The sequence below is a fragment of the Streptomyces sp. NPDC046716 genome, assembly GCF_040645755.1.
Lineage (GTDB): Bacteria > Actinomycetota > Actinomycetes > Streptomycetales > Streptomycetaceae > Streptomyces.
Genome location: NZ_JBEYYU010000111.1, coordinates 1 through 12,817 on the forward strand (window position 1 = coordinate 1; position 12,817 = coordinate 12,817).

Annotated in this window: 9 protein-coding genes; 4 read left to right on the forward strand and 5 right to left on the reverse strand. The window is 71.9% G+C overall.

Annotated elements, in window-relative coordinates; all coding sequences use genetic code 11:
* Positions 1-199: 199 nt before the first annotated feature.
* On the reverse strand, positions 200-1,000 hold the full coding sequence (locus ABZ930_RS40390; RefSeq protein WP_361560264.1) for a crotonase/enoyl-CoA hydratase family protein: 801 nt from the start codon (positions 998-1,000) through the stop codon (positions 200-202).
* Positions 1,001-1,174: 174 nt separating this feature from the next.
* Here ABZ930_RS40390 and ABZ930_RS40395 point away from each other — a divergent pair, with 174 nt between their 5' ends.
* On the forward strand, positions 1,175-2,809 hold the full coding sequence (locus ABZ930_RS40395; RefSeq protein ID WP_361560267.1) for an acyl-CoA synthetase: 1,635 nt from the start codon (positions 1,175-1,177) through the stop codon (positions 2,807-2,809).
* Here the strand turns inward: ABZ930_RS40395 and ABZ930_RS40400 are convergent.
* Positions 2,793-3,563 (reverse strand): class I SAM-dependent methyltransferase, encoded by a 771-nt coding sequence (locus ABZ930_RS40400; protein ID WP_361560270.1) that lies wholly within the window; start codon positions 3,561-3,563, stop codon positions 2,793-2,795. The two genes, ABZ930_RS40395 and ABZ930_RS40400, sit on opposite strands and share 17 nt — an antisense overlap.
* A 53-nt stretch (positions 3,564-3,616) precedes the next feature.
* Between ABZ930_RS40400 and ABZ930_RS40405 the strand changes: the two genes are divergently transcribed.
* Together ABZ930_RS40405 and paaK are read left to right on the forward strand one after the other, a co-directional pair.
* Complete coding sequence (locus ABZ930_RS40405) at positions 3,617-4,405, forward strand: GNAT family N-acetyltransferase (protein WP_361560272.1); 789 nt, start codon at positions 3,617-3,619, stop codon at positions 4,403-4,405.
* A gap of 141 nt (positions 4,406-4,546) precedes the next feature.
* On the forward strand, positions 4,547-5,839 hold the full coding sequence (gene paaK, locus ABZ930_RS40410) for a phenylacetate--CoA ligase PaaK (RefSeq protein ID WP_361560287.1): 1,293 nt from the start codon (positions 4,547-4,549) through the stop codon (positions 5,837-5,839).
* Positions 5,840-5,853: 14 nt separating this feature from the next.
* Here the strand turns inward: paaK and ABZ930_RS40415 are convergent, their stop codons facing one another.
* Positions 5,854-6,798 carry a PHB depolymerase family esterase gene (locus tag ABZ930_RS40415; protein WP_361560275.1) on the reverse strand — a complete coding sequence of 315 codons (945 nt, stop codon included), beginning with the start codon at positions 6,796-6,798 and terminating at the stop codon, positions 5,854-5,856.
* Positions 6,799-7,010: 212 nt separating this feature from the next.
* Positions 7,011-8,549: an acyl-CoA synthetase gene (locus ABZ930_RS40420; protein WP_361560278.1), complete on the reverse strand. Its 1,539-nt coding sequence runs from the start codon at positions 8,547-8,549 to the stop codon at positions 7,011-7,013.
* A 116-nt stretch (positions 8,550-8,665) separates the two neighbouring features.
* On the opposite strand from ABZ930_RS40420, the gene ABZ930_RS40425 reads away from it, so the two are divergent.
* Positions 8,666-11,083 (forward strand): penicillin acylase family protein, encoded by a 2,418-nt coding sequence (locus ABZ930_RS40425; RefSeq protein ID WP_361560281.1) that lies wholly within the window; start codon positions 8,666-8,668, stop codon positions 11,081-11,083.
* A gap of 34 nt (positions 11,084-11,117) precedes the next feature.
* Here ABZ930_RS40425 and ABZ930_RS40430 read toward each other — a convergent pair whose 3' ends face one another.
* Positions 11,118-12,674 (reverse strand): acyl-CoA synthetase, encoded by a 1,557-nt coding sequence (locus ABZ930_RS40430; protein WP_361560284.1) that lies wholly within the window; start codon positions 12,672-12,674, stop codon positions 11,118-11,120.
* Between the last annotated feature and the right edge of the window lie 143 nt (positions 12,675-12,817).

Here is a 12,817-nt window from a genome sequence, read left to right on the forward strand (position 1 = left end):
CGGTGGTGGAACAGCCCACGGCGGCCGACGGGTCGGGTCCCCGCGCCCCTGAAGGCATGCGCTGCGCGCGCCTTCCCCTGTCCCTGGGCGAGCGGAGCTCGCTTCCAGGGGCGCGGGGAACTGCGCGGGAAGCGGCCACCGGCCGTCAGCCGACCGTCAAACCAGCGGTGCGGGGAACTGCGCGACCGGCGACGACGCGTCACTCCCGGCGGAACTGCGGCGCGCGCTTCTCGGCGAAGGCGCGCGCGCCCTCCTTGGCGTCGGCGGTGTCGAAGATCGGCCAGCCGCGCTTCAACTCGGCCGCGAGACCGTCGGATTCGGTCATCTCGGCGGTCTCGTACACGGACGCCTTGACGGCCTCCACGGCGAGTGGCCCGCACGCGTTGATCCGCTCGGCGATCTCCAGCGCGGAGTCGAGCGCCGTCCCGTCGGGCACGACCCGCCCGACGAGCCCGATCGCGGCGGCCTCGGGCGCCGGATAGGCGCGCCCGGTGAGCAGCATCTCCAGGGCGTGGGTGCGGGCCACCTGACGAGGCAGGCGGACCGTCGAGCCGCCGATCGGGAACAGACCCCGCTTGACCTCGAAGAGCCCGAACGTCGCGGACTCCCCCGCGACTCGGATGTCGGTGCCCTGAAGGATCTCGGTGCCGCCCGCCACGCAGTACCCCTCGACGGCGGCGATCACCGGTTTGCGCGGCCGGTGATGGCGCAGCATCGCCTTCCAGTGCAGGTCGGGGTCGGCCTTGAGCCGGTCGCGGTACTGCTCGCCCTCCATCCCCTTGCCCGCGAGGGCCTTGAGGTCCATGCCGGCGCAGAACGAGCCGCCCGCGCCGGTGAGGACGACCGAGCGGACGGTGTCGTCGGCGTCGGCTTCCAGCCATCCGTCGTACAGGCCGACGAGCATCGGCAGGGAGAGCGCGTTCTTGGCCTCGGGCCTGTTGAGCGTGAGGACGAGCGTCGCGCCTTCGCGCCGCACGTCGAGATGTTCGGTCCCACCCATGGGTGTCCTCCAGTCGGCCGGAGCTCGGACCTGGAACAGGTTGCAGGAGGGGACCGACCAGTTCAAGAGTTTTCTGACAGTCAGTCAGATTTCTTGTGCGGGGGCCCTTCCCCCTTACATCCCCGTCTGCTCTGATGACGGCCACACGAGATGCGGCCTGGGTCAGGAGGAGCGGTGGAGTACAACCTTGCCGACCTGTTCGAGTCGGTCGTCGACGTGGTCCCGGACCGCGAGGCGCTCGTCTATGTCGACCATCCCGGTACGGGTGCGGAACGCAGGCTGACGTACGCGGAGCTGGACACGGCGGCCAACCGCGTCGCCCACCATCTGATCGACAGCGGGATCAAGCCCGGCGAGCATCTGGGCCTGCACCTCTACAACGGCATCGAGTACCTCCAGACGGTCCTCGGCTGTCTCAAGGCGCGGGTCGTGCCGGTCAACGTCAACTACCGCTACGTCGAAGAGGAGTTGGTGTACCTCTACCGCGACGCCGATCTGGCGGCGCTGGTCTTCGACGCGGAGTTCACCGAGCGGGTGGCGGCCGCGCTGCCGCGCACGGAGAGGCTGCGGCATCTCGTGCGGGTGGGAACACCGCCCCAGGGCGCGCCGCCGCTCGAGGCCGTCGAGTTCACGCAGGCGGAGGCCGCGGGTTCGCCGGAGCGCGGGTTCCCGGCGCGCTCGGCGGACGACCAGTTCATCATCTACACCGGCGGCACGACAGGCATGCCCAAGGGCGTGATGTGGCGTCAGGAGGACCTGTTCTTCGCCGGGTTGGGCGGCGGCGCGCCGACCGGTGAGGCGGTGACGCGGCCCGAGGAGCTGGCCGAGCGGGTGGCGGCGGGCGGTGACGGCATCACCTTCTTCCCCACTCCCCCGCTGATGCACGGCACCTCCACGCTGACGGCCTTCATCGGCTTCAACTTCGGGCAGCGCATCGTCATCCACCGCAAGTTCGTGCCGGAGGAAGTGCTGCGCACGATCGAGAAGGAGAAGGTGACGAGTGTGTCGCTGGTGGGCGACGCGATGCTGCGCCCGCTCATCGACGCGCTCGACGGACCCCTCAAGGGCACGGACTGCTCGGCCCTGTTCAGCGTCTCCTCGTCCGGCGCGATCATGTCGGACACCGTGCGCGCCCAGTTCCAGGCGCTGGTGCCGAACGCGATGCTGCTCAACAACTTCGGCTCGTCCGAGTCCGGCTTCAACGGCACGGCGACCGACGGCTCCGGCGCGGGCCAGGGGTTCCGGCTGCGCGTCAACGCCCGTACGCAGGTGGTGGATCCGGCGACGTACGTACCCGTCGCGGTCGGTGAGATCGGCCGTATCGCGCAACGCGGACATGTCCCGCTCGGCTACTACAACGACCCGAAGAAGACGGCGGAGACCTTCTTCCAAACGGGCGACGAGCGGTGGGTGCTGCTGGGCGACATGGCGACGGTCGACGACGAGGGCATCGTGACGGTCCTCGGGCGCGGCTCGCAGTGCATCAACACGGGCGGCGAGAAGGTCTACCCCGAAGAGGTCGAGCAGGCCCTCAAGTCGCACCCGGACATCTACGACGCACTGGTGGCCGGCGTCCCGGACCCGAAGTGGGGCAACCACGTGGCGGCGGTCGTCCAGCTGCGGAACGGGGCGCCCGCGCTGGACCTGGCGGCGGTCCAGACGCACTGCCGCACCCAGCTCGCCGGCTACAAGATCCCGCGCCAGCTCGTGGTGACGGACGGCATCCAGCGCTCCCCCAGCGGCAAGGCGGACTACCGGTGGGCGCGGAGCGTGGCGGCGGAATCGGCCGCGGTCAGCGACGAGCGGTGAGGATCGGCTGGTAGAAGCCCGTCGTCTCCGTGGTGCGCCAGGTGAGGCCGGTGAAGCCCGCGGCCGCCACGAGTTCGGTCAGGCGGCGTGCGGTCAGGGCCCAGTAGGTCGTGGTGCGCTCACGCACCCGCCAGTCGGCGCCGTCGGGGATCAGCTGGAAGTGGCGCAGGTCGTAGCGTTCGCCGTCGTCGTGCCAGTTCCAGAGCTGGAAGGTGATCGTCGTGCCGCCCTCGGGGGTGGTCGACAGCTGGGGCGGGGTCGACGCGGGGCGGGTGCGGCGGAGATCGTCGTAGTCGCGGACCGTGAGGATCAGCAGGCCGCCGTCGCGCAGGACGCGCCGCATGCCGGTGAGCGCCGCGCCGACCTCATCGGCCGTGAGCAGATGAGGGAGGGAGTTGTCGGCGCACAGCACCGCGTCGAAGAGACCCGCCGCGAAGGGCAGCCGGCACATGTCGGCGGCCGCCGTGGCCAGACGCACCCCGCGCGCCGCCGCCTCGGAGCGGGCGCGGGCCGCGGCGCGCGGGCTCAGGTCGGTTCCGGTGACGTGGTGGCCGCGCCCGGCGAGGCCGATGGACTGGGTGCCGATGCCGCAGGCGCAGTCGAGGACACGCAGCGGTCCGGTGCCCAGCTCGGCGCCGATCAGCGCGTCGAACGTTCCGGCCTGGCGGGCGATGCTCGCGTCCCAGTCCGGGAAGATGCGGTCGTAGTCGGCGGCCAGATCGTCGTAGAAGCGGCGCACGGAGGGCATCGGCATGGGCGCACCGTAATCCGGTTGCCGCCGTGTCGCCCCGGTGCTGAGGTAACCGGATGGATCACGAAAAGGTATGGGCCCTGTTCGACCGGCAGATGCGGCTCGGGGCGCGGCCCGACGAACCGGCGGCGCGGGTCGAGCGGGTCGGGAACGTCGTGCGGCATCTCAGCCCGCCCGGCGGCTGGCACGGGGTGCTGTGGTCGGACCTCGACGAGGACACCGCCGACGCCGCCATCGCCGAGCAGGTGCGGGTCTTCCGGGAGTTGGGCGGCGAGGCCGAGTGGAAGACGTACTCCCACGACCGGCCGGCCGACCTGCCCGCGCGACTGGTCGCCGCCGGGTTCGTCGCCGAGGAGCCGGAGACGCTGCTCGTCGCCGAGACGGCCGTGCTGCCGCTGGACAGCCCGCTGCCCGAGGGGATCCGGCTCATGCCGGTCACCGAGGAGGCGCACATCGCGCTCGTCGAGGCCGTGCACGCGCGGGCCTTCGAGAACGAATCGTCGGTCATCGGCCACCAGATCCGCCAGCAGCTCGCGAACGACCCGGACACGGTGCCCGCCGTGCTCGCCCTGTACGGCGACGAGCCGGTCAGCGCCGCCCGTCTTGAACTGAACCCGGGCACGGACTTCGCCGGCCTGTGGGGCGGCGGCACGGTGCACGAGTGGCGCGGGCGCGGGATCTACCGCGCCCTGGTCGCCTACCGGGTGCGGATCGCGGCCGAGCGCGGATACACGTACATGCAGGTCGACGCGACCGAGTACAGCCGCCCGATCCTGGAGCGGCTCGGGTTCGAGAAGCTGGGGACGACCACGCCGTACGTGCTGCCGGCGGACTCCGCGGAGTAGCCGGGCGGACCGCCGCGCCGCGATCCCGCGTGTCCCATCCCTTGACGTCGGGCCCCCGGCCTTGAATTACTGACGACCAACAGGTCAACCGAATGATCGGTCGGGAGTTCGGGAGTGCGGTCGATGGCGACAGAGGCATCCATGGCGGACTGGTGGGACGCGGGCGAGCGTCTGGGCGTGGCGGAGCTGCGGGAGCTGCAGCTGGAGCGGCTGCGCGCGACGCTCGGCCGGGTGTACGAGCGGGTGCCGTTCTACCGCGAGGCGTTCGACAAGGCGGGGGTCCGTCCCGAGGACTGCGGCTCGCTCGCCGATCTGTCCCGGTTCCCGCTCACGACCAAGGCCGACCTGCGGGACAACTATCCGTTCGGGATGTTCGCCGTCGACCGGGCGGAGCTGCGGCGGCTGCACGCCTCGAGCGGGACGACGGGGACGCCCACGGTCGTCGGGTACACCGAGGCGGATCTGTCGATGTGGGCGGACATGGTGGCGCGGGCGATCCGCGCGGCGGGCGGCCGGCCGGGCCACAGGGTGCACGTGGCGTACGGATACGGCCTGTTCACCGGCGGGCTCGGCGCGCACTACGGCGCGGAGCGGCTCGGCTGCACCGTGATCCCGGCGTCCGGCGGGATGACCGCGCGCCAGGTGCGGCTGATCCAGGACCTGGAGCCCGAGATCATCATGGTGACGCCCTCGTACATGCTGACGCTGCTCGACGAGTTCGAGCGGCAGGGCGTGGATCCGCGGACGACGTCGCTGAAGGTCGGCATCTTCGGTGCGGAGCCGTGGACCGAGGAGATGCGCCGGGAGATCGAGGAGCGGTGCGGGATCGACGCGGTCGACATCTACGGCCTGTCGGAGGTCGTCGGCCCCGGTGTCGCGTCGGAGTGCGTGGAGACGAAGGACGGGCTGCACGTCTGGGAGGACCACTTCTATCCCGAGGTCGTCGACCCGCTCACGGGTGAGGTGCTGCCGGACGGCGAGCTCGGCGAGCTGGTCTTCACCTCGCTCACCAAGCAGGCCATGCCCGTGATCCGCTACCGCACCCGGGACCTGACCCGGCTGCTGCCGGGGACGGCCCGGCCCGGGTTCCGGCGGATGGAGAAGATCACCGGGCGCAGCGACGACATGGTGATCCTGCGCGGGGTGAACCTGTTCCCCACCCAGGTCGAGGAGATCGTGCTGCGCACGCCCGGGGTGGCGCCGCACTTCCAGTTGCGGCTGACCCGCGAGGGCCGGATGGACGCGCTGACGGTACGGGCGGAGGCCCGGCCGGACGCCACCCCGGACGAGCGGGCCGAGGCGGCCCGCTCGATCGCGGCGGGGATGAAGGACGGGGTCGGGGTGACGGTCGGCGTCGAGATCGTCGAGCCCGAGTCCCTGGAGCGGTCGGTGGGCAAGATCAAGCGGATCGTGGATCTGCGGCGCGAGGCGTAGGGCGGGCGTCCGCGTCAGCTCTTCGGCAGCGGGTGTGCGGTGAAGAACTCCTCGATGAGCGGGGTCGCGTCGATGGTCGTCGGGGTCGCCGAGTCCTCGTTGGGGGCCGTCGAGGGCCAGACGTGGCCGCCGTCCGTGATCCGGTAGTGCTCCAGCGCGGAGCCGCCGTCGCAGGACCGCCAGCGCTGGAGCACGACGTTGTCCTCGACGCGGGTCTCTCGCGGGCGCGCGGCGCATCCGTCGCGCTCGGCCCAGCCGGCCAGCCAGTCGGGCAGCGCGGGCAGCCCCTTGTCGGGGTTGCCGTCGTAGGGGATGGTCGCGTCGGCCTGCCCGTGGAAGTCGAGGACGGGGACCGGCCGTTGCGGGTCGCAGGCGCCGCTCTGCGGGTAGAAGGCGCCGGAGACGATGGCGGTCGCGGCGATCCGGTCGGCGAGGCGGCAGGCGACGACGGCCGCGAAGCCGCCGCCGTTGGACTTGCCGGAGGCGAAGACGCGGCGCGTGTTCACGCACAGGTCGTCCTCGGCGCGGTCGATCAGCGCCTTCGTGAACGCGATGTCGTCGACGTCCGCCGAGTAGGGGGCGCCCTCCCAGGCGCTCCTGCCGTCCGTGCCGGTGACGCCCTGCGGGTAGACGACGACGGCGTCGAGCGCGTTCATGCCGGTGAGGCGCTCCTGGTAGTCGGACGTGCGGCCGTGTCCGTGGAAGGACAGGACGAGCGGGGTGGGCCGGTCCTGGTCGTAGGAGGCGGGCAGGTGGACCAGGTAGTCGCGCCGCTCGCCGTCGACGGTGACCGAGCGCGTGGTGGAGGCGCCCGGGGTCAGATCCGTGGGTGTGCCGCAGCCGGCCGATCCGGCGGCCCGGTGCGGCCGGGCGACGGCCGGTCCCGGTGCCAGGACCGCGGCGGCGAGCAGGGCCCCGACGACGGCGGCGGCCGGGCGGGCGAGGTGCGAGCGGCTCATGGAGTTCCCTTCGGGCGGCGCGGCAGGCCCCGCGCCGCCCTGGTGCGGACGTGCGGGACCGGCTCACGTACGGGGGCGTGGACGACCGGCGCGGCGGCTGCGGGCCGTCCGCGGCCGGGGCCGGTCGCCGGGACACTAACGCCCGCGCACGGCCCGGCAATACGCCCTGGTCAGGGAACTCAATGAACGCAACTGAGGGGCTTCTCCCCCGGTCACCCGGCGAAGCGGTCGCGCAGCTCCCGCTTGAGGATCTTGCCGCTCGCGTTGCGGGGCAGTTCGTCGACGAACACGATCCGCTTCGGCGCCTTGAAGTGGGCGAGCCTGTCGCGTGCGTGCTCGACGAGCTCGGCCTCGGTCACCTCCGCCGAGCGGACCACCACGGCGGTCACCGCCTCGATCCAGCGCTCGTCGGGAAGCCCGATCACGGCCGTCTCCGCGACCGCCGGATGGGTGTAGAGGGCGTCCTCGACCTGTCGTGACGCGACCAGTACGCCACCGGAGTTGATGACGTCCTTCACCCGGTCGACGACGGTGAAGTAGCCCTCGCCGTCGCGCACGGCGAGGTCGCCCGACCGGAACCAGCCGTCCCGGAAGGCCTCTTCGCTCTCCTGCGGCTTGTCCCAGTAGCCGTCGCACAGCTGCGGTGAGCGGTAGACGACTTCGCCCGGGGTGCCGTCGGGCACGTCCTTGCCGTCCTCGTCGACGACCTTCGCCTCGACGAACAGCACCGGCCGCCCGCAGGAGTCCATCCGGCCCTCGTGCTCGTCGGGGCCGAGGACGCAGGCGAGCGGGCCGATCTCGCTCTGCCCGAAGCAGTTGTAGAAGGCGAGCCCGGGCAGCCGGTCGCGCAGTCGCTCCAGGACCGGCACGGGCATAATCGAGGCGCCGTAGTAGGCCTTGCGCAGGCCGCTCAGCTCGCGGGTCGCGAAGTCCGGGTGCTGGGACAGGCCGATCCACACGGTCGGCGGTGCGAACAGACTGTCCGCCTCGCCCGCCTCCACCAGGTCGAGGATCCGCTCGGCCGCGGGCGCGTCGAGGAGGGTGTTGGTGGCGCCGACCGCGAGGTAGGGCAGCAGGAAGACGTGCATCTGCGCCGAGTGGTAGAGCGGCAGCGAGTGCACCGGACGGTCCGTCTCCGCCAGGTGCAGGGCGTGGATGGCGCTGACGTACTCGTGGACCAGGGCGCGGTGGGACATCATCGCGCCCTTGGGCAGGGCCGTCGTCCCGGACGTGTAGAGGAGCTGGACGAGGTCGTCGGCGTCCGGCGGGTCGCCGTCGTAGGGGACGGCGCCGGGCAGCCGGCCGAGCAGCGAGTCGTCGGCGTCGCGCAGCGACAGGGTGCCGACGCCGTCCGGGAGGCGCCCGGCGAGATCCGGGTCGGTGAGCACCAGCGCGCTCCCCGACTGGCGCACGATGTAGGCGAGGTCGTCGCCGGTGAGGTTCTGGTTGACGGGGACGTGCACGAGGCCGGCCCGGGAGCAGGCGAGGAAGCCGATCAGATACGCGTCGGAGTTGTGCCCGTAGGCGCCGACCCGGTCGCCGGGCGCGAGACCGAGGCCGCGCAGGATCCCGGCCGCGCGGGAGACGGCGTCGTCGAGTTCCGCGTACGTCCACGAGCGCGGCCCGTAGCGCAGCGCGACGCGCCCGGGGGTGCGGCGGGCACTGCGCCGCAGCACGCCGTCGACGGTGCTGACGGCCGCCGCCGCGGCCGGTGTCCTCGGTTCCCTCTGTGCCCCTGGTGGCCTCGTCATGGCGTGATCCTGCGGGGTGACCGACGCCAGGTCAAGACACGTGCCACCCCTCTCGGCAGCGGACATACCGGCTGGTACGCTCAACCGCCTTTGCCCTCACGACAGTTGGGAGCACAATGCACATCCGCCCGAGACAACGGCGCCTCGCGGCAGTCGGCACGGCCCTGCTGACCGTCCTCACGGCGGCGGCCGCGCTGCCGTCGGCGGCGGCCGACCGCCCGGAGCGCCCGCACGGCGGCGGCCTGTCCGCCACCATCCGGTACACCGAGTACGGCATTCCGCACATCGAGGCCAAGGACTACACGAACCTCGGCTTCGGCACCGGGTGGGCGCAGGCCGCCGATCAGGTGTGCACGCTCGCCGACGGGTTCGTGACGCTGCGCGGTGAGCGCTCGCGCTGGTTCGGCGCCGACGCGGCACCGGACGGCTCGCTCTCCTCGGCGACCGGGAACCTCTCCAGCGACCTGTACTTCAAGGGCGTCCGGGAGTCCCGGACGGTGGAGAAGCTGCTCGCCACGCCCGCCCCGGCCGGCCCGAGCAGGGACGTGAAGGACTCGATGCGCGGCTGGGCCGCCGGGTACAACGCGTGGCTGAAGCAGAACCGGATCACCGATCCCGCCTGTAAGGGCGCGGACTGGGTGAGGCCGGTGACCGAACTCGACGTCGCCGCACGCGGGTTCGCGATCTCGGTGCTCGGCGGGCAGGGCCGCGGCATCGACGGGATCACGGCGGCACAGGCGCCGTCGACGACCGCGGCGAACCCTCCGGCCGCCACCGACACGAGGAAGCTCGCCCGCGCGGCGAGTGAGCTGTTCGGCCAGGAGGACTCCGACATGGGGTCGAACGCGGTCGCCTTCAGCGGGAGGGCGACGGCGAACGGACGCGGGCTGCTCCTCGGCAATCCGCACTACCCGTGGCAGGGCGGCCGCCGCTTCTGGCAGTCGCAGCAGACGATCCCCGGTGAACTGAACGTCATGGGCGGCTCGTTGCTCGGCACCACGACGATCTCGATCGGCCACAACGCGCACGTGGCGTGGAGCCACACGGTCGCGACCGGCGTCACCCTCAATCTGCACCAGCTCACCCTCGACGCCTCCGACCCGACCACGTACGTGGTGGACGGCAAACCGGAGAAGATGACGAAGCGGACCGTGACCGTCCCCGTGAAGGGCGGCAAGGACGTGACGCGGACCCAGTGGTGGACGCGGTACGGGCCGGTCGTCACCTCGCTCGGCGCGACGCTGCCGCTGCCCTGGACGGCCACGACCGCGTACGCGCTGAACGACCCGAACGCGGTCAATCTGCGGGCCTCCGACACGGCCCTCGGCTTCAGCAAGGCACGCTCGACGGACGACGTGCTCGCGTCCCTGCGCCGCACCCAGGGCATTCCGTGGGTGAACACGATCGCCGCCGACTCCGCGGGGCACTCGCTGTTCACCCAGTCGCAGGTGCTGCCGCGCGTCACCGACGATCTGGCGGCCCGCTGTTCGACACCGCTCGGCAAGGCGACGTACCCGGCGTCGGGCGTCGCGGTCCTGGACGGTTCCCGGGGCGACTGCGTGCTGGGCAGCGACAAGGACGCCGTGCAGCCCGGCGTCTTCGGCCCGTCGAAGATGCCCGTGCTCAAGGACGCGCCCTACGCGGAGAACTCCAACGACAGCGCGTGGCTGGCCAACGCCGACCAGCCGCTGACCGGGTACGAGCGGATCTTCGGAACGGTCGGCACCCCGCGCTCGATGCGCACCCGGGGCGCCGTCGAGGACGTCGCGGCGATGGCCGACAAGGGCCGCCTGACCGTCGCGGATCTGCAGAAACAGCAGTTCGCCGACCGGGTCCCGGCCGGGGACCTCGCGGCGGCGGACGCCGCGAAGGCCTGCGCCGCGCTGCCCGGCGGCACGGCGGCGGGCAGTGACGGAAAGGCCGTCGACGTCTCCGCGGCGTGCGGCGTCCTGAAGAGCTGGGACCGCACCATGAGCACCGGCAGCCGGGGCGCGCTGCTCTTCGACCGGTTCTGGCGCAAGCTGACGGCGGCGGTCCCGGCGGCGCAGTTGTGGCAGGTGCCGTTCTCCGCGGCGGACCCGGTGCGCACGCCGAACACCCTCAACACCCGGGCACCCGGATTCGCCACGGCGCTCGCCGACACGGTGACCGAACTGCGGGCTGCGGGCATCCCGTTGGACGGGAAGCTCGGCGACCACCAGTTCGTGGTGCGTGACGGCCGGCGCATCCCGGTGCACGGCGGCACGGAGAGTCTCGGCGTCTGGAACAAGGTCGAGCCCACCTGGGACGCCGCGGGCGGCGGCTACACGGAGGTCGTGCACGGCTCCAGCTACATCCAGGCCGTCGGCTGGGACGGCGGGCGCTGCCCGGTGGCGCGCACGCTGCTCACGTACTCCCAGTCGTCGAACCCGAACGCGGCGCACTTCAGCGATCAGACCCGGCTCTTCTCCGGGAGCAAGTGGGTCACGGAACGCTACTGCGAGCAGGACATCCGGAAGTCGCCCGCCCTGAAGGTGGTGCGGGTGCGCGGCTGATCCCGCGCACCCCGCGACGGGAGGGGCGGCCGGGTCACACGGCCCGGGTCCGTCCCTCCCAGTACGGGTCGCGCAGCCGCCGCTTGTACAGCTTGCCGTTCGGGTCGCGCGGCATCGTCTCGATGAAGTCGACGCTCTTGGGCCGCTTGTACCCGGCGAGCTGCGTCTCGCAGTGGGCCAGGATCTCCGCGGCGAGCGCGTCCCCCGCGGTGCGGCCCTCGGCGACCTCGACGACGGCCTTGACCTCCTCGCCCCAGTCGTCGTGCGGGATCCCGAAGGCGGCCGCGTCGGCGACGGCGGGGTGGGTCAGGAGCGCGGACTCGATCTCGGCGGGATAGATGTTCACCCCGCCCGAGATGATCATGTCGATCTTGCGGTCGCGCAGGAAGAGATAGCCGTCCTCGTCGATCACGCCCAGGTCGCCGACGGTGAAGAAGTCGCCGATGCGGTTCTTCTTCGTCTTGTTCTCGTCCTTGTGGTACGAGAATCCGCCGGTGCTCATCTTGAGGTAGACGGTGCCGAGTTCACCGGCCGGCAGCCGGTTGCCGTCGTCGTCGAAGACGGCCAGCTCGCTGATGGGCCAGGCCTTCCCGACCGTCCCCGGCTTCTTCAGCCAGTCCTCGGCCGTCGCGAACGCGCCGCCGCCCTCACTGGCCGCGTAGTACTCCTCGACGCACGTCCCCCACCAGTCGATCATCGCGCGCTTGACGTGGTCGGGGCAGGGCGCGGCGCCGTGGATCGCGTGCCGCATGCTGCTCACGTCGTAGCGGTCCTTGGTCTCCTGGGGCAGGGCCAGCAGACGGTGGAACTGTGTCGGCACCATGTGCGTGTGGGTGCACCGGTAGGCGTCGATGACGCGGAGCATCTCCTCGGGCGTCCACTTGTCCATGAGGACGAGCCGGTGCCCGATGTGCAGGGCCGCTCCCGCGAACTGGAGCACCGCCGTGTGGTACAGCGGCGAGCAGACCAGGTGGACGTTGTCCTGGAACGGCTTGATGCCGAAGATGCCGAGGAACCCGCCGAGGTACGTCTCCTCGGGGAGCTTGCCGGGCAGCGGGCGGCGGATGCCGCGCGGGCGGCCCGTGGTGCCGGAGGTGTAGTTCATGACCCAGCCGAGGGTGCGGTCGGCGGGGGGCGCGTCGTCCTGCCCTTCGAGGAGTTCGGCGTAGGGGCGGAAGGTGTCGATGGTCCCGACGGCGTAGCGGTGGGTGGCGGGGAGGTCGGCCTCGTCGGCGGCGGCGCGGGCCTGCTGCGCGTAGCGCTCGTGGGCGATCAGGACCTTCGCGCCGGAGTCGGCGACGATCCAGGCGATCTCGGGGCCGACGAGGTGGTGGTTGACGGGGACGAGGTAGAAGCCGGCCTGGGAGGCCGCCAGGTGGGCCGTGAAGAACTCGACGCCGTTGGGGAGGACGACGGCGAAGGCGTCTCCTCGGCGCAGGCCCGCCTGGCGCAGGCCCGCGACCATCTTGTTCGCCGCCGCGTGGAGGCGGCCCGCTGTCCATTGTTCGCCGTCCGGGGCGATCAGCGCGATCCGGTCCGGCTCCGCCGTGGCCTGGGCCCAGAAGCCGTTCGGGGGGGTCTGGTCGGGCATGGGGTGGGTTTCCCTTCTGGGGTGGCGGGGGTTCGTGGTCGAATGCGGGCCCTGTGGCGCCGGGCAGCGGGGTTTGAGCCTGTCTTTGCCTCCCGAGTCCGGCCGGATTCGAAAGGCGCGACCCTTTCTTTCTCTTCTTGCGC